Consider the following 24,953-nt stretch of genomic DNA (forward strand, 5'->3'; position numbering starts at 1 on the left):
TCAGCGCGGCGGCGTCCACGCCTTGCCGTCGCCGAGGAAGCGGGTCGTGCGCTCGCGGCCCTCGCGTTCGCTCTGGGCGCGGCGTGCCTGTTCGAGGGCATGGGCGCGGAACTGCGCCGCCATCAGCTGCTGGATCTGGAACTGCTGTTTGGCAGCGAGCGCAAGCAACTGGTTCGTCGCCTGCTGCGCGGCGAGCCCGCCTTCGGCGCCCTGGCTCTTGTCGACGATCGCCTTCAGCGCCTCGGCGTCGCCGCGGACATTTTCGACGATCCCGCTCTGCACCGTCATCGCCTGACGGAACGCCGCCATCTCGCGGTCAATACGCTGCTTCGCGGCCGCGATGCGGGTATCGCGCCGCGCGAGATAGTCGAAGCTGCCGGGGAAAGCGTCCCGGAACTGCTCGTCGAGACGGTCGACGCGAAAGTCGATCCCCTGCGCCTGCCCCATCAGCCGGTCGATCTCCTGGAGCCGCTGCTGCAGCGCCGCCATTTGCGGAAAATCGATCCTGGTCAGCTGCTTTTGCTGGTTGACTAGCATCTGCGCCTCGTTCTGCAGCGACTGGATCTGCTGGTTGATCTGCTGGAGCGTCCGCGCGGCTGTGAGCAGATTCTGCGAATAATTGGCGCTGTCGAACACCGGGACCGCCTGCGCGGGAACGGCGGGAAGCGAGGCGGCGAGGCCGCCGGCGAGCAACAGGGCGAACATGACCTTCTTCATTTCAGATCTCCTTCACGGGGGTGGGAATGGGCATGACCTCGAAGTCGGCGACCAACTCGCTGGCCCAGCCGAGACCGCTCGCGGCGAGGAAGCGCGCGGCGAATCCGTCGCCGCCATGGTCGGCGAGGATGCGGTCGATGCGTTTCTGTGCATCGGGACCCGACGCCCCGCACAGCGCGAGCGCGACGGGCCCGAGGCCAAGCTCGAACAGGCGGTTGCCCTGCGCCGATTGCAGATAATATTGCCGTTTCGGCGTCGCGCGCGCGATCAGTTCGATCTGGCGGGCATTGAGCCCGAACCGGGCATAAGCTGCCTCCGACTGCGGTTCGATCGCACGGTCGTTTGGCAGCAGGATGCGCTGCGGACAGCTCTCGATGATCGCAGGTGCGATCGGACTGTCGGCGATATCGGCGAGGCTCTGCGTCGCGAAGACGACCGACACATTCTTCTTGCGCAGCACCTTGAGCCATTCGCGGATGCGCGCAGCAAACAGCGGGTTGTCGAGAAACACCCAGGCCTCGTCGAGGATCAGCAGCGTCGGCTGTCCGTCGAAACGCTCCTCGAGCCGGTGGAACAAATAGGTAAGGACCGGCGCCACGACCCCTGCCTGCCCCATGAGAGCCTCGGTCTCGAAGCATTGGACGTCGGCGACGGCCAGATCGTCCCCGGCGGCGTCGAGCAGACGCCCGAACGGACCTTCAAGCGTGTAGGGCGCGAGCGTCGAGCGCAGCGGTGCCGACTGCAGCAGCAGCGAAAGACCGGTGAGCGTGCGTTCTTCGACCGGCGCGGTCGCAAGACTGGTCAGCGCCGACCACAGCGCTTCCTTGATCTCGGGCGTGATCTGCACATGCTCGTGCGCGAACAGCGCGGCGATCCATTCGGCCGCCCAGGCTCGTTCGTCGCCGCGGTCGATATGGCGGAGCGGCTGGAACGCGATCTCCCCGCCGTCACCGCCGCCAAGGCCGAGCGCATGATGCGCGCCGCCCATCGCCAGCACCGCGGCGCGCGCCGAAAAGCCCTTGTCGAAGACGATGACCTGTGCGCGGGGATAGCGGCGGAACTGGAGCGCCAGCAGCGCGAGCAGCACCGATTTGCCCGCCCCGGTCGGACCGACGATCATCATGTGACCGACGTCGCCGACATGGGTCGAAAGGCGAAAAGGCGTCGAACCGCTGGTCTCGGCGGTGAGCAGCGGCGGGCCGCCGAGATGATCGTTGCGCTGCGGTCCGGCCCAGACCGACGACAGCGGCATCAGATGCGCGAGGTTGAGCGTGTGGAGCAGCGGCTGCCGGACATTGGCATAGACCTGCCCGGGCAACGATCCGAGCCAGGCTTCGACCGCATTCACGCTCTCGCGGATCGTGGTGAAGCCGAGGCCGTTCACGATCCGCTCGGCGCTGCGCAACTTGTCGTCGACGCGGGCGCGGCTCGTGTCGGCGACGGTGATCGTGGTCGTGAGGTAACCGAATGCCACATGGTCGCCGCCGAGCGCCTGCAGCGCGAGATCGGCATCGAGCATCTTGTTGTCGGCATCGCTGTCGAGCAGCTGCGCCGGCTGGTTGTACATCACCTCGCGCAGCAATGCGGTGATCGACTTGCGCTTGTTGAACCATTGGCGGCGAAGCCGGGTCAGCGCCTTCGTCGCCTCGGTCTTGTCGAGCGCTATGAAGCGCGTCACCCAGCGGTATGAAAAACCTTCGTGATTGAGCGCATCGAGGATACCGGGCCGGCTAAGGTTCGGGAAGCCGAGGATCGTCAGCGTGCGCAGATGGAGATCGCCGAGCGTCGGCTCGAGACCGCCGGTGAGCGAGGTGTCAGCGAGGAGCGCGTCGAGGTAGATCGGGGTGTCGGGAGACAGGAGAGCGAAGCGCTTGTCCGAGATCGTGGCGTGGAGATAGGTCAGCGTTCCGCCGTCGCAGAGCGGATATATTTCGGGAATGAATCCCGCGAACAGGTCGAGTATGCGCTCGGTCTCGGCGACAAAGGCCGCGAGCGCCTGCCGCCAGTCGCGGCCTGCCGCGGCATCGCTGCGCTCGACGAGGGCGCGGCCCGCGCTGTCGCTCCGGTCGGCGGGCGGCAGCCAGGTCAGTGTCAGCCAGGTGAAGCTTTCGTAATGGGCGCCCGCGCTTTCGAAACTCGCGCGCCGCTCTTCGTCGACGAGCCAGGATGCCGCATCTGGAAAGCGGGAGGTCTGATAGCCGATCGCCTCACGGCGCTCGGCCTCGACATGGAGCGCCCACCCCGAGCCGAGGCGCTTCAATACATTGTTGGCGCGAGCAGAGATCGCGACAAGCTCGGCCTCGGTCGAGGATTCGAGGTCGGGACCGCGGAAGGCGAACACGCGGCTGAAGCTGCCGTCCTTGTTGAGGATCACACCCGGCGCTACCAGTGCGGCCCAGGGCAAATGGTCCGCGAGCCGGTCGGCCCGGGTGCGATATTCGTGCAGGTTCAACATGAGAGATAGCCTCGCTGCTTGAGATGGCGAAGGAGCACGGGCGCAAAGTCGGGATCGTGCTTCGCCGCGATCACCGCCGCGGTGTGCCCGAGCGCCCAGATCGCGAGACCCGCGATCCATTGCTGAAGTCCGAGCCCGATCGCGGCGGCGAGCGTGCCGTTAAGAATAGCGATTGCCCGCGGCGCCCCGCCAAGCAGGATCGGTTCGGCGAGCGACCGGTAGACCGGCGCTTCGAAGCCTTCGATGTGGCTGGCCGCACTGATCATGCGATCAGCGCTCCGCCGCCAAAGCTGAAGAAGCTCAGGAAAAAGCTCGACGCCGCGAATGCGATCGACAGACCGAAGACGATCTGGATCAGTCGGCGAAAGCCGCCGGCGGTGTCGCCGAACGCAAGCGTCAGACCGGTAGTGATGATGATGATCACCGCGACGATCTTGGCGACCGGGCCTTGCACCGATTCGAGTACCTGCTGGAGCGGCTCCTCCCATGGCATGCCCGAGCCGGCCGCCTCGGCGGTGGCCGCCACCAGCAGGCCGGCGGCGAGCCCGGCGGCCGCGAGCGGCCAATTGCTGCGACGGCGATGCGATTGGACATCCATGGTCATTCTCCTGTCTCGGGGCTGTGGGTGAGGTCGGCGATGGCGTAGCCGCCATCGGCATCGAGGCCGGTGACGCGCGCGACGGACTCGACGCGCCGGGCGAGGCCGCGCCCGGAAATGAAGACGATCATGTCGATCGCCTCGGCGATCAGCCGGCGTGGCACGGTGACCACGGCTTCCTGGATCAGTTGCTCGATCCGGTAGAGCGCGGCGAGCGCGCTGTTGGCGTGGACGGTAGCAATGCCGCCGGGATGACCGGTGTTCCAGGCTTTGAGCATGTCGAGCGCTTCGCGGCCGCGCACTTCGCCGACGATGATCCGGTCAGGGCGCAGCCGCAGCGTCGAGCGCACGAGATCGGCCATCGATACCGTACCCGCGCCGCCATCGCCGCCGGCGCGGGTACGGAGCGCTACGACGTCGCGCGCCGCACATTGCAGTTCGCGCGTGTCCTCGATCAGGATAACGCGCTCGTCGCGGCCGGCCATTTCGGCGAGCAGCGCGTTGGCGAGCGTCGTCTTGCCCGACGACGTTCCGCCGACGACGAGTATATTGCGGCGTTCGGCGACGGCCATAGCGAGTTGCTGTGCCGTCGCGGCGGACATGATGCCGTCGCGCACATAGTCGAGCAGCGCATGAATTTTGGCGGCCGGCTTGCGGATCGCGAAACAGGGCGCGGTCGAAACCGGGGGCAGCACACCCTCGAACCGCTCCCCGGCCCCCTCCCCGTGCGGTGGCAGCTCGGCCGAAACGATCGGCGACACCGCATGCGCTTCGGTGCGGGCGTGCGAGGCGACCAGACGGATGATGCGTTCGACCTGCGCGGCCTCGTAGAGAGTGCCGCTGTCCCTGCGCCCCTCGCCGAGCCGGTCGATCCAGAGCCGCCCGTCGGGATTGACCATGATCTCGATGACATGCGGATCGGCGAGCGCGGCGGCGATCGTCGGTCCCATTGCGGTGCGCAGCATCGCACGGCTCCGCGCGGCGGACAGGCTCTCGCTCATCGCCCCTTCTCCTGATCCGGAGTGTTGCCGAGCGTGCGCGTTCCACTGGCCATCGCCTCGCCGACGCGCGTCACAAAGGCATTGAACCGTTCGCGCCCGACCGCGCGCGCGGCCTCGTCACCTTCGGCGAGCGGCGCCTGCACCATCAGCTGGTAGCGGATGAACAGCGCGAAGCTCTCGAGCAGGATATGGCCGTCGCGTTCGACCCGGCCCAGCGCCAGCGACATCCGGTCGAGCCGCGCGCTGAACCTGTTCTCGAGCTCGGACACCGCCTGCCGGTTCAGCCAGGCGGTGAGCGCGTCGACGAGGATCGCCGACTTGGCGGCTCCCGGCGCGGCCGCGAGCGCCTCGAACCGCTGGCTTAGCTCCAGCGGCAGGAAGAGCTGGTAGCGCACCTTGTTTTCCTTGCGGCGGCCCATCGTCAGAAACTCGGCAGGGTGTCGTCACCCTCGCCCTGGTTTATGCCGTGCGCGCGCTGGATGTCGTCCTGCGCACCGCGCGTGCGGTCCATCGTGCGCTTGTCGGCGGCCGGATCGGCATCGTCGCTCTCAAGACCCAGCAGGTCGAGCTGACGGGGCGGCTCGGCGGCAGACGGGAGATCATCCGCCAGATCGGGCGCACGCTGCTGCTGGAGGCCGCCGTCATCGGCCCCGGCGTCTTCATCGACCAGGGCTGCAAGCCGGGCATCGGTGCGGCGCGCGAGACTGCCCCAGTCATTCGGCCGCGGCACCGGGCGATCGGGATGCCCTGCTCCGTCGAGGCCCGGCGGCGGAAGCCGGCGCGCCTTGAAGAGCGTGTCCTCGAAATAGCGTAATTTCTTCGCACGGATCGGCGCCATGCCCGAGATCAGGACCAGCTCGTCCTTGGGATCGAGCTGCATCACCTCGCCTTGCGTCAACAGCGGGCGAGCGGTTTCCTGGCGGCTGACCATGACATGCGCGAGCCAGGGGGCGAGACGATGACCGGCGTAATTGCGCATCGCGCGCTGCTCGGTGGCGACGCCAAGCGCGTCCGAAATGCGGCGCGCGGTACGTTCGTCGTTGGTCGCGAAGGCAACGCGCACATGGCAGTTGTCGAGGATGCTATTATGCTCGCCATAGGCCTTTTCAATCTGGTTGAGCGACTGGGCGATCAGGAAAGCGCGCACGCCGTACCCCGCCATGAACGCAAGGCTGGTCTCGAAAAAATCGAGCCGACCGAGCGCCGGGAACTCGTCGAGCATCATCAGCAATTGATGGCGCCGGACCGAAGAACCGCGATCGTCGAGCTTTTCGGTCAGCCGCCGACCGATCTGGTTGAGGATGAGCCGGATGAGCGGCTTGGTCCGGCTGATGTCCGATGGCGGAATGACGAAAAAGAGCGAGACCGGATGCTCGGCCTCGACAAGGTCGGCAACGCGCCAGTCACAGCGCGACGTGACCGCGGCGACGGTCGGGTCGCGGTAAAGCCCCAGGAACGACATCGCGGTGGAGAGCACGCCCGAACGCTCGTTCTCGCTCTTGTTGAGTAGCTCGCGCGCGGCCGACGCGACGACCGGGTGAACCGCGGGTGCGTCTGTCGTACCGAGATGATTGGTCGCCATCATCTGGCGCAGCGTCGCTGAGAAACTGCGCTGCGGATCGGACAGGAAAGAGGCGACGCGGGCCAAAGTCTTCTCCTCTTCGGCGTAGAGAATATGGAGGATCGCGCCGACGAGCAGGCTGTGGCTGGTTTTTTCCCAATGGTTGCGCCGTTCGAGTGCGCCTTCGGGATCGACCAGAATGTCGGCGATATTCTGGACGTCGCGCACTTCATGCGCGCCGCGGCGCACCTCGAGCAGCGGATTGTACTTGGCCGAAGCGATATCGGTCGGGTTGAACATCAGCGTGTGGCTGAACTGCGCGCGCCAGCCGGCGGTCAGCTGCCAGTTCTCGCCCTTGATGTCATGGATGACGGCGCTGCCCGTCCAACTTAGCAGCGTCGGGACGACAAGCCCGACGCCCTTCCCCGAGCGCGTCGGCGCGAATGCCATGACATGCTCGGGACCGTCATGCCGAAGATATCTGCCGCCAAGGCCCCCGAGAAACACGCCGGCGTCGCGGCGCAATCCCGCAGCGCGGATTTCCTTGCCGGTCGCCCAGCGCGCCGAGCCGTAGGTCGTGACGTTCGCCGATTGCCGCGCGCGCCAGAGCGAGCCCGCGATCGCCGCCCCGCAGCCGACAAAGCCGCTGGCGGCGGCGAGTGCGCCCGCCTTGTCGAAGACTTGGGGCGCATAGGCTTCGAAATGATACCACCAGGCAAAAATCTGCCAGGGCCGATAGATCGGCACGTCGAACAGGGCGAACCAGGCCCCGCCGAGTTCGGGCTGGTAGCCCAGCATGGCGGCCGCCCATTGCGTGGCGGCCCAGACTCCGAGGATGACGATCGCGAACACGATCAGAATCTGGCCGACGAGCAATTTGGTGGGGGTCATGATCCGCTCCGTCCGCGAGCGGAGGGTCGCCCGGGTTGATGAGCAGAAAATCAGCCGAACTGCGGCTTCTGAACACTACGGTTTCGCTGCATTTGAGTGCATCGGAAGGAACTCGGCGCCCCAAATCCGCAATGCCGCAATCCGAGGTGATGCAATGCCTGGTACAGCGAGAGCGAGTCGAAACCGCTTGTTCCGAGAGCCGCCAATTCGGCTTCGCGCCTCGAAGCTTCCTTTAAGGGCTGGTCAAGGTCTACGGAAAAAGCCGTTGGCGACGCCGCCACTCGCAGTTGTCGATCTGTACGGATTTTGTCATGAAACGGGGGTCATGCTAGGCTTGGCCAATAACATCGGAGTCGCAAGCCATGGGAATGAGGGCCGACCGGGACCTTTGGGGCCAGGCGCTCGCTATCGAATCCCGATATGGGGATCGCGGGCTGGAGGTGATCGCGCGCAAGATCGACGAACTCCGCCGCGCCGGGCAATCTTCTGACGCCGAATTCTGGGGCGAGGTCGCCGCCTGCCTGACCGAATTGCACTCGATCCGCTGGCCCGGCGGGATGAGCCCGGTCACAACGCCAGCCGTTGAGGGTTCGCCCGCGGCATCACGCCGACAAGACCGTCCGGCGTCTCCCGGGCACGGAAAGTCCATTGGCGCGCGCTGAAACGGCTGGCGGGTTCGCCAGCATAGGCGCGTTCGAGCCAGCGACTTTTGGTTGGTGCATCCCCGCGGTAGGTGGACCAACCCGCGAAGACAGCTCCATCGCTGGACCTGGCCGTTTGCAGACTGGCCGCTTCCAGCACCGAAATCGAATAAGCGGACGTTCATAAAGCCCTCAGCGGGCCGACTTCGCCTGCCCCTGGTTCGGCAGACGGTAAAAACGACGGCGACCATTCCCCACCAATGCGCTCGCCAAATCGGTAATACCCATTTCTTCGATTAAAAATTGAAATTCGCTCTGATTTATGATTTAAATGCCGAATGCCGAAAGTAAAGGACGCCCTCAACGGTTTCAGCGTGACCGAGGTTCACTCGATCAGCGGGCTGTCCATGCCGATGATCGATTATCTGAAGCGCCACGGATTCCTGCAGCCCGCCTACTGTAGCGCCGATAATCCCCGCGGCCGCGTCCGCTATTATTCTTACCGGGATCTTCTGGTCGCGAGGATGATCCAGTGTTTTCGCGACACCGGTGTTCAACTCGCCCGCCTGAAGAGCACAGCACAGCGTCTTTCGAACGACAGTTTCTGGGCGGACGGAGAATCTCCCGCCAGCGGCCTGAACTGGGTGGTTAGCGACGGCAGCGGCGTTGGTTTTCGCAACCGTGAGCAGCTTCAAGAATATCTGCTGGGCAGCGGGCAGCAGGCTTTTGCCTTCGTGCTCAACGTCGGCGAATTGCTTCGCGATATCCGCTCGCGCATTCCTAGCCAGAAGCGGCCGCACTTTTCGATGGACGTCCACGACCTGCGATTTGCAGTGCCAGACGAGGCGAAAGCGGCATGACGCTACCGTCACCTAGGCCGGTGTTGACCTGCGTGGGCAGTTTAACGCGCAGCGGGTCCGGTCTGCCTCGACACCCTTCCCTTGTTGAAATGAGCACTCTAGCGGCGACCAACTTTCGGAGAGACGCATGAATTTTCATCCGCGGGCTATCGCACCGGCCGCCCTTCCCGCCCCTGCCCATGCCGACGAGACTCTGGTCTGCTGGTCCCGGATGCAGGCCGAGGCCGGCCAGTCGCTCGACGCAATCATTCGCCGCAAGGAACTCGAACGCGAAGCAAACGGGGGGCTATTCCTTTGGGGGGTCGGCAATGCGCCGTCACGGCTCGCCCATATATTCGCGATGATGCGGCAGCCCGTCAGCGCAATCTTCTCGGTAATGAAGACCAAGCCCAAGCAGATTGATGCGGAAGCGAAGGACCTCCTTCTCTGGCGCGCCTATTATGACGCCGCCGGGACGCCCCGCCGGTTGCCGGCCGCATCGGTCGTAACCAGTCGAGCAGGCACCTCGGCAGGCCGCAAGCGTGCCCATTATGCGCTCATGTGCCGCAGCGATGATCCGCTGCGGATCGACCGTGGCGGCGCTCGCTTCGATCCCCTAGCTTTCCGCAACGTCGGAGAGCGCGGTGGCCCGGTCGGTGCATCGCAAGTGACCGCCCTCCTCCGTCAGGTCGCGAACCAACGGGATGATGCCTCCTACGAAGTCAGCATGACCGCAGACCTAGCCGAGGGGTATTGGGTCCGTCTCTGCGACCCAGTCCTGATTGGACCGGCTGAGAAGGCCGAGCTCGACGACCTGTCGTCGTCGTCGTCAGCCGACTGGTCGCTGCTGGCGGCCCAGCTCAAGGATCGGCCGGCGCTCAGCCATGTCGATGAACTGCTGGTTTAACTTCAAAGGTTCCGTTTTCGTTCTCTTAATGCTAAATACCCTCCCACCAAAGGATCGGCAGGGCGATTGGACGCGGAACGTAAGAAACTGACAGACGAGCTTCGCCGCGCCGGTATCAGCAAGGCCGCGATCGAGGCAGCGTGGCCAAGCTGGTGGGACGACGCGCTCGCGGCGTCGCCTTCGGGCCGTGCCGAGCTCAGGTTTGCGCTTGCGCGCCGACTAGGTCTGCGTTCACAGCCTCTCCTCGGCGAGCGCGTCGAATTCGTCTGGAATGACGAGGCTCGTTTTAAGCATCTGACTGCGGAAGACGAGGCTGCCCGGGCGACCATGACCTCATTCGGAATGGCGATCGGCAAGTCGTTGCTTCAGTCCGTCGCACAGGGCCCCGCGATGGGCGCGATCGACGCCGAGCGGCTGCGCGAGGCATTGCTCGCCAAACGGACATATGCAGACCTCGGAGGGCTGGTTTCGACCTGCTGGGCACTCGGCATTCCGGTCATCCATTTGCGGATCTTCCCGCTCGATGCCAAACGGATGCATGCGATGGTCGTCCATTCGAATGGACGTTTTGCAATCCTGCTCGGGCATGATGCACGCTTTCCAGCGCAGCTCGCCTTCACCTTGGCCCATGAACTCGCGCATATCATGCTCGGCCATCTTGCGGGCGCACCTGCGCTGGTCGACCTTGAAGATCCGGCGACGGCCGGTGAGCGCGACGGTCAGGAGCGCGAGGCGGACGAATATGCGCTGACCGTCCTGACCGGCAGCCCTGATCCTACAATCGAAACGAACATTGATAATTTCAATGCGCCGACGCTGGCGCAGGCGGTGCGTGCCGCGGCGCCGGTTTACCGTATCGAGCCTGGCACCCTCGCGCTTTGCCTTGCGTACCGGCGGCAAACCTGGCCCGTCGCAATGGCCGCGCTGAACAGGCTCTACCCCGATGTCGGGCCGCTATGGCAGGAGGTAAATGGCGTCGCGGCGCAGCAGATCGGCTGGGACTCTCTCACCGACGAAGCCTCCGACTATCTCCGCAGCGTCATGGGACTCCCGGATGCGTGAGAGAGTGTTGCTCGACAACGACGTCCTGATAAAGATGTCAGCGTGGCAGCTGGGCGGCCCGTTGACGGACTGCTTGACGACCGCATCAGGTCCGCCGGCCATGCTGGGAGTCGCCGCCTTCGTCATCAGGCGAAAGCTCGGCAAGATCGGCCTTCAGGATCCCGCGGCCGCCGAGGCCGCCTTCATTAGACTTTGCGACGCACTCTCGCTCGTTGAGCCGACCGAGGAAGAGCTCGATACGGCTGCGGCGCTCGAAGAGGCTGCCAATCGGGCAGATCTCCAGTTCGACACGGGCGAGAGCCAGCTCGCCGCCATCCTTTTGCACCGGGGAGCTGCGCTGCTGGCCACGGGCGACAAGCGTGCCATTGTCGCTCTTGCGGCGCTCGCACCCGATGAGTTGGCGGGCCGTATCGCACCGCTTGAAGCGTTGCTACGGCAAATCGCGGCGCGGATCGGCATCGAGCAACTGCGTGCGCATATCTGCAGCGAACCCGGGGCCGACCGATCTGCCGCGATTTGCTTCGCCTGCCACCGCAGGGGGGCTATTCTTGCCGCAGAGGTCGAAGCCTGCCTTGCAAGCTATCTTGGCGACCTCGCCAAGGCCGCAGAGCCGATCCTGATCGACGATGCCGCGCTCTCAGCGCTGGCCGCGTAGGAAGACCGCATAGGGTTTGCGCAATGTCGCAACAAGGCTGATCGGAATATCGCGAAGCGGCGCATCGTTTGGAATCTCGGGACCGTCGAGCATCTCGAGGCATGCCTTGTCGACGCGCCCCTTGATGTAGCGGCCGCCGTTCCGCCCCATGCTGTTCCCGATGGGCACCTGCGTCTGGTTCAACGGCAGCTGGAATTCAGTCTTGCGCAGATTGTCTATCCAGAGCGCGTAGCGCGAGCCGCGAACACTGATCGCCTCCGGGATTTCGTGCCAGTCGCTCCCGTTGACCGAATATTCTGCCGCGCTGACCGGGTCAGCGAAATGCTTGGAATTTATTTCTTCCATGCAAAGTTCGATGACACGGCCGCGCGCACCGATTGCCTCGCCGAAGGGCTGAACCATCGTGCTCGGATGACAAGTGCTTCCGCCATAGCCCCACAGTGCATAGCCTGCCTGCCGGATCTCCTCGTCCTTTCGTGCAATGATGTCCTCAAGGCTCTCGCGTGCATGTACGCCGACTTTCATGAACAAGATGCCGTCGCCGGGCTTATAAGGTGCGTTCATCGGCTATCTCCGAACAGTTTGAGCTCATATTCATCATCATGCGCCTTGCCGTAATTGACCCGGTGGCGCTCCAGTACATAGTGGACCCGCGCTTCCTTCGAGCGTCCGTAGAAATTCTCGAGGCGGATGGGATCGTTGATCGCGCTGCTGGGAAGCGCGGGCCCTTGATTTCCCGGAAGCGCAGAAACGTAGAGATTGCAGGACCGCAAATCCGGCGCATCATCCAGATGATATTCGTGCAGTTTCCGCTGCATCTTCGAGACATAGTAGCCTTTCTCGGCCGCACGTCGCTGGACGCTCGCGAGAACCTGCTTCGGCCAATCAAGTTCATCGTCGTCGGCAATGACGATCATGCCCTCCCCGCCGTGACGGCAAGCCTCGATACCGCGCTCGACAAAAATGTTGACACTCTCGCCGTTGTTCGAGGCCCCCCAAGGTGGATTGGTGTAAAAACAGTCGAAAGGCTCAACCTCTGGGAATGCATCGAGGACGTTATAGAGCCGCGCGTCTAGGTTGGTAATACCAGCGGCTTCGGCAAAGCGCGTGACGGCATTGACAGTCCGCTCGTCGAAATCGAACACCGTGATATGGGCTGGGCCGAAGGGCAGGACTTCGCTTGCATGTAGATAGGCAACGCATACGCTGATCGCATCGCCATCGCCAATAAAGGCCAACCGCTTGCCGTCCGCCCAGTCGGCGACTATCTCACTCTGGAAAACCATATCGCCCGATTTCATGTGAATCTGGTCGAATTCACGCAGTGGCCGAGGCCGATTTTGGACGACATCGGAAATCGCGTTAATGGCGCTCCGCAAATCCACTTGGTGAGGTGGCCGAGGGATGTCGGTGACTATGGGCAACGGCGCGGCAACGGGAGCTAGCGAAGGCCGCCGCCGCAACCAAGACAAGAACGGAATCATAAGATTTCCATTCGAACTTGCGGGCGGGCGAGTGCCGGCTGAATGCTTATGATCGTTGCCTGAAACCTCCTTGAGTTTGATAAGTCTGCTTATCGAGCTAGTTTGCCTTTCGCAAGATGTTCCTTATTGGTTCTCATATCGTGACGGAATCTGGGGGGGCTACGATGCCGAGTTTTCGATTTGGAACTCCAAACAGTCACCACCAGCGACGTCAAAGACCCGGGGCGATGAGCGAGAAAAGACCCGGGGCGATGAGCAAGAAGCAAAATCCCTCAATGACCAAGCCGGCTAACAGCGACGATGATCAAAACCATACCGAAGAAAAACAGGAACACCTGTCGAACGTTCAGCACACCGTTATACCGCTGTAGGTCGTCCTTCGTCACAACTAGCGGGAGAGACTCACGCTTCGGCGCTTCCCAGCCCATGGCAAGGACGCGGATCCCGCCCAGCAGAACCGCGAGGTCTGCAATAAGGGAAAGAGTCCCTGACCAGTCAGTCATTCCGCCACCTTATCCTCCACCAGATCACCGGCCTGCGTCTTCTGCGCTTCGCTCAACTTTTTGATCTCTGCTTTTAGCTCGGCAATCTCTTTTCGTGTCACGTCAAGCTGTTGGCTGGCGGTGTAAACGAGATCGAGCGTGGGATAGAGGAGCCCCGCAACCGATAGCACCAAGGCCGCTATACCAAGCAAGCCGAAATTTCGGATACGCTTGTCAAACGATTCAACTTGCTTTTCCGCCTGCTGCGCCGATCGTTTTACGTCGGTAATCGAGCTCCGGATCGGAACGCCGCCGCCTGCGGCGAACAGATATTGGCGAAAATTCTTCCCTTTCGTATTCTTTGGAAGGTCAGGCGTGCCGAATGGTTGATGATAGAGCGGATCAGTTGTCGTCGGAAAAGTCTTAGTAAATTCTACCCAAATCAACCCTTCGTCCAGAGAAATGAAGTGGTCGTTATTGGTGAGATTGTGAAGCGGGATTAGGATCGGCCGATTGTATCCGGGATCGATAAGCGGGCCTGTCCCAAGCAATATACCCCGATGAACATGTTTAATGCGCAAATTGAATCTGACGGCTATGTAGTTCGGAAGCCGAAACGTTTCCTCGGTAGAGACGAACGTTATGGAATTAGCCGGCAGCCGAATATACGGCTTATCGCCCATATCCACGAGTTCCTGCTCTACTAAATCCCCATTGTCGTCGAAAATGAAGAATGACCCGCCTGGCCGCATCTCGTACGAAGCCGGCTTCACGAGGTCCTTATTGGGCTTTCCACCGTCATGATCCCAACCGCGGAAAGGATGGATCAATGCGGTGGTGCGGATGTACTTGAGGAAGGCCGATGCCCCCAATAGCGAGGATGGAATCTCGGGAAAAGGATCCGCTCCTACGTATTTCCGATAACGAGCCTCAGCCGCAGTGTTGCCGTCTTCGCCCTCTGTACGCAGCCATTCCTCCGGTTCAGATGTCGACATGTGCAGAACCGATCTGAATAAGCACTTGTTCACCTGTCCCGACCGTGTCGATGCGTCGCCCAATCCGGTCCTGGACCTGGACGATAAACTCGCTTGCCTTATCAGTCATTTTATTAGACGCGGCGACGTTGTAGTCCACTTGGTCCAGATGGTTCATAACAATCCTGTGCGGCTGATTGGTCATGATAGCGCGCACCACGATTTGGTCGTCAAACCTGCCTACCCGCCGCAACCGCTGGGTCACGCTCGTAAGCTCCCCCGCCTGCCAGGGTCCGCCTGAAGTAAGTGCGATGTCTTTCCAGCTCGTCTCGTCCATTAGGGGTCCTGAGTCCCCGGCCACCCGAATGGGGTGTGATCGGAGAACCAAAACCACGTCGTCCGCATCGCTGGGGGCGAGCCCGGCTTCAGAAAGGAATGCCGCAGCAGTAGTGTCGCGGCTGGTCGCCTTAGGCCATACTTCACCATGTATTGGGGAAAGCCCGAAACCTTGCGTCCCCTCCACCACGATCCGTTCGTTCCGACTGAGCGCGGATCTCATCAACGCCACCGTGTCACAAAGAAACGGCCTCAGCTGGTCGCACTCCGCAACGGGAATTCCGCGAGGTACGCCTGGTGCATACCTCGCTGCGCGACCGAGTACGGCCGCACCGGTACCTGATCCTGTCGAGCCGATGGTATCGGTGAGAGCTGTTTCCCGCTCCCAAGCTCGATGGGCGTTCGTGATAAGATGCGCGCGGGGGTCAACAAAAATTTGCGAAGGCGCGATACCGATTTCTACGATCTCTCGCAGCAGAATATCAGGATCGACGTACGACCCTGCCGGAATTACCACTCCGATTCCGCGGTCGATCGCTGCGGCGGGAAGCTGACGCAGCACATGACGTCTTCCGGCGAGACTGAAGCCAGTGTGTCCTGAATTGGTGCCTCCCGGTCTGACAGCAAGCGTCGTCGAATCATCGCGCCTTACCGTGTCGAGCGCGACCTTACCTTTTCCCTCGGAGCCGTACTGACCTCCGACGACTACACTAACCGGCATCGCTAGCTCACGCTTCCATCTGAACGAATCGACTAAGACGCTCACAAAGCATCTCAAGGGTACCATCGTTCGTCAGCACCTCGTCTGCAACACTTTCTAGGCCTGCAATTCCGCTTTCGACCGGGTGTTCCACAGCCCAATGCAGTTCCTCCACCAGGCTGGCATTCCGAGCGCGATTGCTGCGAGTTGCTGACGGCGCTTTGACATGTACATGTTTAAATCCACCTCCGAACCGCTCGCGGAGATAGTCGACGTCTTCCGTCCAACGTAAGCCGTCGACGACTATCCGAGGGGTCCCCGCGGGCACGCGTTCAATCGTCTTCCGACAGAGCCAGCGCTGACCGGGATGGCTGTGAAGCTCAAGACCGACCCGCTGCCGCGATTCACGCGAAGGAACTTCTCCCCGCTCTCGGATAACATCATCGATGACTTCGCTTATCCGAGTGTAGGCATAGCCTGCCCTCTCAAGAATGCGCGCCGTCGACGTTTTTCCGGACATGATTTCACCGCTCAGTCCGATAACCTGAGTACCGCTCGCATCGAGCCGAGGGATGATCATCGGCTCTTCTTCCTCACCTGCGAGCCCCTCCGTCATTCCGGCAACGTGAAAAACCCCAACAATGCTACAAGTGATTGCATCCAATTCGTCATGGGTAACACGTTCAGTTTCAAAGGGGCCGTGAACCCCGAATTCGGACATTCCGAGCTTTAGCCATTCTTCGCCAGCTCCCTTACGAGGGATGCCCATAATGTCCTGCGCCGCGCCAGGATAGCATTCGATCGTTGGAATTCCATGTTCCCGAAGCCGCCCAGCGATTGAGATCCCGCGGGCCGTTAGTCTCTGCATGCTGGGGAGAAGGCAGGGGTAAACGTTGATCCCTCTTCGTTTGAGTATCCGTTCGCAAATACGCATTATGCCTAGATGCCGCTGCGGATCGTCGTCGAAAACTGTCGTTCTGCCTGCAGGCAGACACAGGGGGGAATCAATGGAAACCAAGTCTGGCCGCGCAGCAACAACTTGATCAATAATTTCGTCATCAGTTGCTATCGTAGTAGTCTCAACCCGATTGCCCCGAAGAATACACATCCCAGTTAGCCGTTTCTCCGAGCCCGTCAGATCTAAACCGACAATTGTGGCCGTAGCGGCAGGAGTTCCGCCAAATAGGGATTGGAACGAAACTTCAGGCCGAAGGTGCTTAGGCGCACTTCGAGTGCCGTATTCAAAGCCAGTGGTCGTATCGCTTGCGGCATCCCGGAAAGAGTGAACCTGCCAGGTGTGCGTCAACAAATCCCAAGGCATCAGTTCCTTGATCACGTGGTCCAAAATGTGAGCCATGGATCGAACGTCGGCCCGGTTGTAGGAGACGAGCTGATCCAAAGCCTCAACTTCGCCCCGGAGATACCTATGCCAGAGCAGAACCGCCATGGCGCCGTCAACGCCCTCCATCCCTTCTCGGCATTTGATTTCCAGGAGATTCTCAATCCGCTTCTGACCCCCAGTTAATCCTACGCGACGGCACGCATAACGAAGATCAACGTGGTGAGCCGGCCACCTCAATCCAGGGAAGGCGTCGTCGATAAACGGTAGGTCAAACAACGCCCCGTTGAATGTTACAATGCTGCGTGCGCGGGCCAGCGCGGAACAGAAACTTTCGGGATCGTCACCTGCGATCCAGACGCCGTAGCGCCCATCCATTTCGAAACCGATGGCTGTAATGTAGTCGTAGTGCCTGCTGAGGCCCGTGGTCTCGATGTCAAGAAACATCACCTTATCGGGATGATCAAGCAGCGGCGCCATATCACGGCTCGATTTAGGGCGAGCAGGCGGAACGAGTGATGGATTGGGCAGCATAGCGCCGGTGTTGGCAGAATTTAGACGCGACTCCGCGCGCTTCCCTAGCACGTCAAGCGTGACCTGATCTGATGGGCTTAGCTCAAAAATGCCGGCGGAAGACTTCATCGCGCCACCCTAGCCTTCCACCGCGCAGTTGGGAATGCGCTATTGGGGGGCGAGCTGCACCTTGAGCTTGCTGCCATGGGGCTCCAGCGACGCGATACAGCCTACATGAAATTTCGGAAGTCGTAGACGCTGTCAACGATGTTCGGATTTTGCTTTAGGATCGTGGCAAATCGGCTGGAGTAAACCAGCGATACCGGCAACTTCTTATAGAGCGTATTATTATTCCAATCCATCTTAGTCAGGCCTAGGATCCCAGCGCAGGTTTCATGCCAGCCGCCCGCTCCCGAAAAGCGACGAATGAGCACGGGGGACGGAACGGGTTTGAGCGAACCCTCCTTATAAACATCGCCACCGGGTTTTGTGATGTGCACGCCTTTGACATTCCCCTGAGTCCAAAGGAGTGCCTCGTTCTTCTCGATTGGGATATAGGTCCCGCGTTCGACCGGATATCCGTGCGGCGCGGGTTTCCGATTGGTGTTGTACCAGACGCCCTTCCACTCAACGTCCTTCACGATCTGGACGAGCTCCACCTCGGTACCATCACGGAAACTATCGAGCGCTCCCAATATTTCGTCTTCTCGAAATGGGGTGTTCTTGTGTATCGTCACCTTGCGCGGAAGGCGGCCAGAATGGCCACCTTGATAGATATTGAGTGAGCGCGAAAGAACGGACTGCATCTCATAATAAGAAAGATATGGATTGCGCCTCCCGTCTTGCTCGAACTCCTTCGCGTCGTAAGCGACAAAATTGAAACCTGTGCCGTCGGGGTCAAATATCTGGCTGCAGCATGTAGTGAAACTCGTGCCATCGGAGCTGGTCTTCATCGCATAACTAATGCCGACAAAGGCTTCGTCAGGCGCAAGCCCGGTCAGCTTCCATGGCACGCCGCCAGCTTTCGCGAATAATGCGACACTCAAGCCCCACATCACATTTGCCCGGCACGAACGATCCAGGCTGGATTGACGCACAATCTGGATTGGTATGTTGGAAGGTGCGCAAAACGCCTTTAGATAATCGTGGAAATCGAAATCTTGCCCTTCAAAACATGCCGCCCAGGCTGCGGGCAGATAAAGCAACACTACGTCGAACTCTGATCGAACTAGATTAAGGCTACCGAGCGATTGAAAAAGTTCGCGGGCCAGGTCGACTTTCGCTCCAGCCTCAGCGTATCGGTCAAGTGTCTCGGGCAGCGCGATTGTTGTGCGATCTGTCGGACTCAAAAGTGGGGTGCGGAAAAGCTTCTGAAAGCCGGGATAATCCGGATAATAATTGGTCGCTTGTCTCGCCCTAGCTTGGTTGCCCAGTTCACGAACGAGACCAGCTACCCGGCCCATGTCAACTTTACGCGCGACCACGGCGAGGCGGACGCGCCCGGGTACGCCAAGCCGAAGACTAAAAGGACCAAATTCGGTAAGTCCAACGAGCGGGTGCTTTTGCAGTCCCCCAGCATGAAAAAGAAGGTCGGGCTCGGGCAACTGGGAGTAGCCAGGAAAGCGGCTCTCAAGCGTCGTCATCCGACGTGCCTTGAAGTGAACGCGGTACGAGTGCTGAGCGTAAAGTGTGGGTTTGCGTCATCGTCGTGATCATCGAAAGCAAACAAATTGACGGTCGCAGCTCGATCGGAAGTTCCCGTGAGAACTTGCACCCATGCGCCGAGAATACGATTGAACTTTATGTTAAGGCGATCCTTTCGGCGCTCGTCCAGAAACTCGCGGGCTGCGTCCCGCGCCCGGGGCGGCCAAATCCAGATATCGGGATCAATGACGGCCCAACAGCTACCGTTCTTCTGGGCGAGTGAAATTCGGACAGCCTCTGCCCAGAACACCTTCTGTGGCACAGGATGCTCATCATCAATTGGCGCGAACACCCCTGCTACCTGGCCGGTAAGTTTACCCAATTCCGAAACCAAAGGCTGCAGCGCTCCGATATCGTCTGCATGCGCGTCCGCGATCAAGATCGGCGACAGTGCCCGCCGCCGCGCCAACAACGGCTTCTGGCGCGCAAAGGCCGTAGCCAAGGCCTCCTCAGCAAAGCCTTTGATAGCCAGTGGGTCCCCGGAGCTCAGGGCGTCTGAGAGGTCGACACCCTCTATGCTCGAAGATTTGTCCCCGAAAGCCTTCGCAATGACCGCACGGTTCCCCCAACAAAGAATCTCAGCGCCTTTGGTAACTATGATCCTGTCGTCCGCGTCGGCTTGGATAGCGCGCAAAGTCTTCCAATCGATTTCTTCGTGCATCCGTATCGCAAGGGCCCGCTCTGGAAGCCTCGCGACTGGAAGCGCATTTAATCGCAACAACGGCGCGCCGGTGCCGGGTTTAGGTATTGTGATATTCACGCTCGCCGGAAGCGCCTTGCGCACTTTCGCGTCCAAGTCTGACGGTCTATTTGCCAAGTTTCGCCAGAGCCGCAGCATCAGTGCGTCAAATGTGTCGATCTCCACGTATGCAGCCCGTACTCCGACGGCCTCTGCCGCCGCGATGAATTCGGTCACCGCAGGGTAGATCGGCGCTCCACGAATTCCGGTCCACAAAACACCGTGCGGAAATGGGTCTGGTCGAGCAAGCGCTTTCCGAAAAAGCTCCATGATGCTCTCATCGCGACCGCTGTACCCGGCAACGATGAAGCCGAACCGGCTCGCGGCCGTCAGCATAGACTCCGCTAACGCCTTATCTTGCTTGGCAAGATCGCTAGCCAGATTCTTGATGCTGTCATAGCGGAAGTCGCCGTGCAGCTTGCAATAAATGGGATACTCTTCATTTGCGAGTGCTTGGTTCGCGGCGGCAGATCCTTCCAGATGGTAGGCACTGATCGATTTCCCACTGACCTCGGCAAAGGCACGCTCAACGACACTGTCAAAGTTCGTCGTGAACGCCATCCGGCAAAGCCCGGCCGCCATTAGCGCCGCGAGGATTCGGTTTCCGACTGTGAGCGTTACCTTATCTTCAGCGAGAATGCCGCGAAGATAGTCGCGCTGCCTCACACGGTCTTCCCCGAAAATCTTCTCGAAAAAAGTTGTGTATTCCGAATCCGCCCAAAGAGGGGGGAAGCCACGAGCATCCATGAACTGCTGAATGCGTGTGGCAACCGCCGCACTTTGCATATCCTGTCGACTGATGTCCTGATTTTCTTCGCGACAATAGTATCTGCGCTTCAGATCCCAGATAATGTCTGTTGCCGTCGGCAGGCCTGACATGCGCGAGGCGCCCGCGCCGATGAACCAAGCGAAGCTCTGAGGTCGTGCTGCAAATAGATCCGTAAGTTCCGACTGGTTCATATGCCGATTGTGCAGAAGGAAACCAATTTAATCTAGATGTTGAAAGAAGATTCTTAGGATCGGCACCAAATTGCCCCGAAAACTCTAGCTCGATTAACGTCTGCTTTTGGCCGCCATAACCAGCTTGCCGAATGGCTGACATCGGGCGCAGAGCGGCCTAGGTGACAGCAAAACTGCGACCGATATTCAGGCACCCCCTCGGGCGCACCGGGCCCGATCTGCATTGTCGAAATTCTCGACAGCAGAGGCGGCGTCGACTTCAAGGCGGTGCTCGTTGCAAAAAGGAGCTGGCCTGAACCGCATCAACACATCAGCGCAGTCGTAATGCGTCGTGGCGACGCAAAGCCTTGCGGGCCTTGGCGCAACGCTCGTCGATACGGTGCATGTAGCGCAACCACGCTTCTGTTTTTCGCAATTGCCAATTCATGCTGCGCCGCACAAAGGGTGCGCGCCTTTTAGGCATCCTCTCCCAAAACTTTCAGCCCGGCCAGCGATGGCCGGGCTTTCTTTTTCTCCGGGCAATCGAGGGCTCTCCGCACGTCCTGCTGACATAAGAAGGCTCTCGCCCATTGTGCGGCGCGCGCGCGAACGCAAGTGCCGGCTTGCCCGTCATGATATGCTTGGACCACCGCGCTGCCGACCGAGCGTCCAGTTTATTCCGTCCGCCCGCACGATGCCGGCGACGGGCTTGCCGACATGCCGGTCGAGGACAGGTCGCCATGGAACAAGCGTGAAATCGCGGGCTCGCTCGATGAGAGCATGACGGCCGCTGGCCATCTCGACGGGCCGCACGAGGCGGCCCTCGATCCGTTCGCCCGCGGCGGCCTCCGCAAAAGGCTTCTCTATCTCCCGGCTCAGCTCACCGGCGACGCGCAGCAGTTCCCGGCGCTGGAGCGCATTGAGCATGCCGCGCCGATAGATCGTCTCCCCTTCCCGCTCCTCGGCGAGATGCTCGGCCAGGAGCCACTGTCGGCGCCGCTCCTGCGCCGAGCGAACGTCACGGCCGAAACCTGCGTCGCGGACGGGCGTCGGCGTCCCCGATACAAGTTCGTGGTCGATCCATGTTGCCGCGTCCATCAACGGAAGCTTTTCGATCGGCGCTGCCGACAATATTTCGACCTTAACAGGCTGACCTTGCAATTGCCGTTTCTCGAATGCCGCGGCCTTGTCGATATGATCGGCTGCAATGATCCACGAACCATCGGGTTCGCGTTCGATATTGCGCAGGATGCGGCGCATCGCTTCGAGCCGGCGGACATGCGCTTCCGCAAAAGCTTCGCGCGCGTTCGGATCGTGCCGGAGATGGGCATCGACGGAATAGCGTCCGCCATTGGCTGCGGCCACCTCGGCGACCGTGCGATCGGCCGGTCGTACACCGCCCTCGCGCGGGGCAATCCGGACAATGGCGTCTTCAGGCGTCGGCACGATCCTCGCGCCCTCCCCGACATCGACATAATGGGTGCGGCCATCGACGCCGTCGACGAGCAGATAATGCCGGTCGCGGGCTTCGTCGGCCAGCCCGCGCGCGATCACGCGCCCGACGATCGGAGCGGTAGTCGCGGCCGCCGGATCGAATATGATACGATCGCCCGTTGATCGAGAGAGGTTTCGGGCGGCCAGCTCGCGCTGCATCGTCCGGATGATGTCGCCGCGCTCGCCAATCTGTCGGAGGATGTCCGCAAGGTCCGGTTCGAGCCGCCAGCTGTCCCCGCCGAAATGCGTCGCGAGTCCCATCCTCGCCAGCTTCTGCAGCCTCCCAACGCGAAGCGACTGCTGAAAGGGATCGGCGGCAGCCGCACTGACCATGCGCGTCGCATCCATATCGCGGAGCAATCGGCGATCGGTCGCGGTCAGGCGATCCGCCTCCGTGTCGGCGCGCAGCCGGGCCTCGATCTCGAGGTCGGTTCGCGGACCGAGATCGAGCGTCACGATATCGATCGCGCGTTGGCGGGCGCCATGCGCGATATATTCGCGGGCGATCACCAGATCGCTGCCGCGGTCGTTCGTGCCGCGCAGCAATATGTGGCTGTGCGGGTGGCCGGTGTTGAAATGGTCGACCGCGACCCAGTCGAGCCGCGTGCCGAGATCCGCTTCCATCTGATGCATGAGACGGCGGACAAAGGATTTTAGGTCGGGATACTGGTCGCCGTCCTCGGGCGCGACGATCACCCGGAACTGGTGGCGATCGCCGTCCGATCGTTCGAGAAACGCGCTGCCGTCGGCGACGTCGCGCTCGGCGGAGTAAAGAGTGCCGGGCTCGCCCGCGCGGGTCACGCCGTCGCGCTGAAGATACCGCAGATGCGCCCTAGCGCAATTCGCCCCCACTCCGCGAAGCGGCACGGGCCGGAATTTGACGATCACCCGGCGCGCCCGGAAGGCGGCGTGACGATCACGTGCACGAAGCACGCGCGCGATGCTCGCGCCGCGCCCGATGCGGCTGCCGTCGAACCCGCCGCGCGCCGCCAAGCGCTTGCCCGCACGCCGCGCTGCTTTCACGATCAACCCGAGGTAGCGCGCCTCCTTGCCCCGGCTGCGGATGCGGCCGAGCCGCGGGATAAAATTGTCGTCGTCCACGTCGGCGTCCCTTCCGAATCCGGAAATGACGCTCCCCGCAACAACAATGGGGACCGGCGCGGCGCGATCAAGGAGTCTCGCGATTGGAGAGCGACAGTGGCGGAAATCCGCGCCTTCCAAACGAATAGTCTCGCAAGAAAATCGCGTGTCTCGTCAAAATCGCGAAAAAATGATGTGCAGACAAGGAGTTGGAATATCGCGAGATATTGCTTCTATCTTGCTTTCCCCTGTCCCTCTCTCAACCCCGCGCAAATCCATCATCCCTGCCCCCCGCCCCAGCCGAGGCAAAAAGAAAGGAGCGACGCTGTCCGTGCGCCGCTCCTCATAATCGCACCGTCGTTCACGCCGCCGCGAACGCCGCATAAGCCGCTGCTTCGCTTTCGAAATTGCGCCGTCCGATCATTCCGTGCGCGTTGCCATCGCCATCGACGATCATGGTCGCCACAAAATCCTCGCCCGCCAGCCGTCCGCGGATCGCGATCCGGTCGAGCTCGACCCCATCCTCTTCATCGCTCTCATAGGTGCCGACCCAGCGCTCCTCGATGCGCGCATCCCAGATAAAATCCACCTCTTCGGCTTCGAGAAACCGATGCGCCAGCGCTGCGCCGGCGCCGCGCCCGAACTCGATTTCGAGCCCCGAAACCAGTGCGTCCAGGACGCGATCCGATGCCGCACCGATGTGCTGAAAACCGTTCATGACAAGCTCCTTTCTTCGCCCTGACCATTCGAGGACATGCCCTCGACGACGGGCGGCGGAGCGGCTGTCAGGGCCGCCGGAGCGCAGCGGAGGCGCCGCGAAGCGGCGGCGGAGGAACCGATTTTGTTGCAGGAAAACGAACAAAAGCGCGCGCGAAGCGCGCACCATTCGCAGCAAAATTGGAGGGGCCGCCGGCCTTGATAGGCGATCCGGCGGCCGTCACCCTTGGACTTGCCGAGATGACCCCTCCCCCACGCCCGAGGTCAGGGCATCGCCCGCTTGATGAAGAAGATCGTGTCCGAGCTGCGCTCGCTCGCGGGCGCCCGGTGCGGGACCGTATCGGGGGCCGGAAGCGGCTGTGCGGGCTCCGTTCGGGCTTCCCCCGCGACCTTGCGCAGATAGGCGACCGTTTCGCCGGGAAGGCGGGAGCGCCCCGCCAGATAGGCAGAATAGCGACCCGGTCCGGCGTTATAGGCTGCGAACAGGCCGGGATAGCCGAACCGGTCGTACATCAGCCGCAGGTAGAATGTGCCCGCGAGAATATTGTCGCGCGGATCGTGCGGATCGGTCCCGAGGCCAAGGCGCCCACGCATCGCCGCCCACGTCCCGGGCATCAGTTGCATCAGCCCCATCGCCCCGGCGTGGCTGGTAATCGGCTGGCCATGAAGCGTCGGCCGCCCGCCGCTTTCGGCGCGCATCACGCGTTCGATCCACGCGGCGGGAACGCCGAACCGCGCCGACGCCTCGGCGATGTGGGGCCGCCATGCCGCCACCGGATCGGCATGCGCCGGGACCGCGAAGAGCAGCGCGACTGCAAAGGCGAGAGGTTTCAGCGCAGCCATAAGGGCGTGGCCTTGCCGATGATGTCGCCGCGCGCGGTCGGCCCGAAATAGCGCCCGTCGAACGACGATCGGGCGTCCATGAGGAGCAGATATTCGCCGTCGCGAAGGTGAATGCAGCCGCGCCATCCCGGCATTTCGCGCCCCGCTCCATCGGCCGGTACACGCCGTGCGACGACCCGCCCGTTGACCGTGACGGCCTCGCCCGCCGCGCATATCCTGTCGCCGGGCCCGGCTGCCACGCGCTTGAGCAGCGGGACATTGGCGGGAAGATAGCGGAGATCG

General features: G+C 61.7%; 24 protein-coding genes. 5 read left to right on the plus strand and 19 right to left on the minus strand.

The window, feature by feature from the left end:
* The 7 genes from trbJ to VN047_RS14695 are packed head-to-tail and all read right to left on the minus strand — an operon-like array spanning nucleotide 1 to nucleotide 7,223.
* Nucleotides 1–717, minus strand: a complete 717-nt coding sequence (gene trbJ, locus VN047_RS14665) for a P-type conjugative transfer protein TrbJ (protein WP_325543900.1) — start codon at nucleotides 715–717, stop codon at nucleotides 1–3.
* A 1-nt stretch (nucleotide 718) separates the two neighbouring features.
* Entirely contained in the window at nucleotides 719–3,172 is a 2,454-nt protein-coding gene (gene trbE / locus VN047_RS14670) for a conjugal transfer protein TrbE (protein WP_325543902.1), read from the minus strand.
* Nucleotides 3,166–3,438, minus strand: a complete 273-nt coding sequence (locus VN047_RS14675) for a VirB3 family type IV secretion system protein (protein WP_325543904.1) — start codon at nucleotides 3,436–3,438, stop codon at nucleotides 3,166–3,168. The genes trbE and VN047_RS14675 overlap by 7 nt, the downstream gene beginning before the upstream one ends.
* Nucleotides 3,435–3,770, minus strand: a complete 336-nt coding sequence (locus VN047_RS14680) for a TrbC/VirB2 family protein (protein WP_414712712.1) — start codon at nucleotides 3,768–3,770, stop codon at nucleotides 3,435–3,437. The genes VN047_RS14675 and VN047_RS14680 overlap by 4 nt, the downstream gene beginning before the upstream one ends.
* A 2-nt stretch (nucleotides 3,771–3,772) precedes the next feature.
* On the minus strand, nucleotides 3,773–4,771 hold the full coding sequence (gene trbB / locus VN047_RS14685) for a P-type conjugative transfer ATPase TrbB (protein WP_325543907.1): 999 nt from the start codon (nucleotides 4,769–4,771) through the stop codon (nucleotides 3,773–3,775).
* Nucleotides 4,768–5,190 carry a CopG family transcriptional regulator gene (locus tag VN047_RS14690; RefSeq protein ID WP_325543909.1) on the minus strand — a complete coding sequence of 141 codons (423 nt, stop codon included), beginning with the start codon at nucleotides 5,188–5,190 and terminating at the stop codon, nucleotides 4,768–4,770. The genes trbB and VN047_RS14690 overlap by 4 nt, the downstream gene beginning before the upstream one ends.
* A 2-nt stretch (nucleotides 5,191–5,192) precedes the next feature.
* Nucleotides 5,193–7,223, minus strand: coding sequence for a conjugal transfer protein TraG (locus VN047_RS14695; RefSeq protein ID WP_325543911.1), 2,031 nt, complete (start codon nucleotides 7,221–7,223; stop codon nucleotides 5,193–5,195).
* A 368-nt stretch (nucleotides 7,224–7,591) separates the two neighbouring features.
* Between VN047_RS14695 and VN047_RS22740 the strand changes: the two genes are divergently transcribed.
* The 5 genes from VN047_RS22740 (at nucleotide 7,592) to VN047_RS14715 (ending at nucleotide 11,327) form a co-directional block, all read left to right on the plus strand.
* On the plus strand, nucleotides 7,592–7,885 hold the full coding sequence (locus tag VN047_RS22740) for a DUF6961 family protein (protein ID WP_414712713.1): 294 nt from the start codon (nucleotides 7,592–7,594) through the stop codon (nucleotides 7,883–7,885).
* A gap of 317 nt (nucleotides 7,886–8,202) precedes the next feature.
* A complete protein-coding gene (locus VN047_RS14700) occupies nucleotides 8,203–8,724 on the plus strand; it encodes a MerR family transcriptional regulator (protein WP_325543913.1) in 522 nt (173 codons plus the stop codon).
* A 211-nt stretch (nucleotides 8,725–8,935) separates the two neighbouring features.
* Complete coding sequence (locus tag VN047_RS14705) at nucleotides 8,936–9,610, plus strand: hypothetical protein (protein ID WP_325543915.1); 675 nt, start codon at nucleotides 8,936–8,938, stop codon at nucleotides 9,608–9,610.
* A 66-nt stretch (nucleotides 9,611–9,676) separates the two neighbouring features.
* Nucleotides 9,677–10,672, plus strand: coding sequence for a hypothetical protein (locus VN047_RS14710; RefSeq protein ID WP_325543917.1), 996 nt, complete (start codon nucleotides 9,677–9,679; stop codon nucleotides 10,670–10,672).
* Between the two features lie 100 nt (nucleotides 10,673–10,772).
* Nucleotides 10,773–11,327 carry a hypothetical protein gene (locus tag VN047_RS14715; RefSeq protein WP_325543919.1) on the plus strand — a complete coding sequence of 185 codons (555 nt, stop codon included), beginning with the start codon at nucleotides 10,773–10,775 and terminating at the stop codon, nucleotides 11,325–11,327.
* Here VN047_RS14715 and VN047_RS14720 read toward each other — a convergent pair.
* From VN047_RS14720 to VN047_RS14775, 12 genes are all read right to left on the minus strand, one after another.
* Complete coding sequence (locus VN047_RS14720; protein ID WP_325543921.1) at nucleotides 11,310–11,891, minus strand: hypothetical protein; 582 nt, start codon at nucleotides 11,889–11,891, stop codon at nucleotides 11,310–11,312. The two genes, VN047_RS14715 and VN047_RS14720, sit on opposite strands and share 18 nt — an antisense overlap.
* Complete coding sequence (locus VN047_RS14725) at nucleotides 11,888–12,811, minus strand: bis-aminopropyl spermidine synthase family protein (RefSeq protein ID WP_325543922.1); 924 nt, start codon at nucleotides 12,809–12,811, stop codon at nucleotides 11,888–11,890. The genes VN047_RS14720 and VN047_RS14725 overlap by 4 nt, the downstream gene beginning before the upstream one ends.
* A 272-nt stretch (nucleotides 12,812–13,083) precedes the next feature.
* Nucleotides 13,084–13,314: a hypothetical protein gene (locus tag VN047_RS14730; protein ID WP_325543924.1), complete on the minus strand. Its 231-nt coding sequence runs from the start codon at nucleotides 13,312–13,314 to the stop codon at nucleotides 13,084–13,086.
* On the minus strand, nucleotides 13,311–14,288 hold the full coding sequence (locus VN047_RS14735) for a dCTP deaminase domain-containing protein (RefSeq protein WP_325543926.1): 978 nt from the start codon (nucleotides 14,286–14,288) through the stop codon (nucleotides 13,311–13,313). The genes VN047_RS14730 and VN047_RS14735 overlap by 4 nt, the downstream gene beginning before the upstream one ends.
* On the minus strand, nucleotides 14,275–15,369 hold the full coding sequence (locus VN047_RS14740) for an adenylosuccinate synthetase (protein ID WP_325543928.1): 1,095 nt from the start codon (nucleotides 15,367–15,369) through the stop codon (nucleotides 14,275–14,277). The genes VN047_RS14735 and VN047_RS14740 overlap by 14 nt, the downstream gene beginning before the upstream one ends.
* A complete protein-coding gene (locus VN047_RS14745; RefSeq protein WP_325543930.1) occupies nucleotides 15,332–17,122 on the minus strand; it encodes a ribonuclease H-like domain-containing protein in 1,791 nt (596 codons plus the stop codon). The genes VN047_RS14740 and VN047_RS14745 overlap by 38 nt, the downstream gene beginning before the upstream one ends.
* Nucleotides 17,123–17,385: 263 nt before the next feature.
* A complete protein-coding gene (locus VN047_RS14750; protein ID WP_325543932.1) occupies nucleotides 17,386–18,798 on the minus strand; it encodes a nuclease PIN in 1,413 nt (470 codons plus the stop codon).
* Nucleotides 18,795–20,558, minus strand: a complete 1,764-nt coding sequence (locus VN047_RS14755; RefSeq protein ID WP_325543933.1) for an SIR2 family protein — start codon at nucleotides 20,556–20,558, stop codon at nucleotides 18,795–18,797. Before VN047_RS14755 ends, VN047_RS14750 begins: the two co-directional genes overlap by 4 nt.
* A 609-nt stretch (nucleotides 20,559–21,167) precedes the next feature.
* Complete coding sequence (rlxS, locus tag VN047_RS14760) at nucleotides 21,168–23,132, minus strand: relaxase/mobilization nuclease RlxS (protein ID WP_325543935.1); 1,965 nt, start codon at nucleotides 23,130–23,132, stop codon at nucleotides 21,168–21,170.
* Nucleotides 23,133–23,472: 340 nt separating this feature from the next.
* Nucleotides 23,473–23,829 carry a hypothetical protein gene (locus VN047_RS14765; protein WP_325543937.1) on the minus strand — a complete coding sequence of 119 codons (357 nt, stop codon included), beginning with the start codon at nucleotides 23,827–23,829 and terminating at the stop codon, nucleotides 23,473–23,475.
* Between the two features lie 263 nt (nucleotides 23,830–24,092).
* Complete coding sequence (locus VN047_RS14770; protein ID WP_325543939.1) at nucleotides 24,093–24,671, minus strand: lytic transglycosylase domain-containing protein; 579 nt, start codon at nucleotides 24,669–24,671, stop codon at nucleotides 24,093–24,095.
* Nucleotides 24,659–24,953 (minus strand): S26 family signal peptidase (locus tag VN047_RS14775; RefSeq protein WP_325543941.1); only part of this gene is annotated, 295 nt, incomplete at its 5' end. The genes VN047_RS14770 and VN047_RS14775, both read right to left, overlap by 13 nt.

Origin of the sequence: Sphingopyxis sp. (assembly GCF_035565275.1) — a bacterium.
Lineage (GTDB): Bacteria > Pseudomonadota > Alphaproteobacteria > Sphingomonadales > Sphingomonadaceae > Sphingopyxis.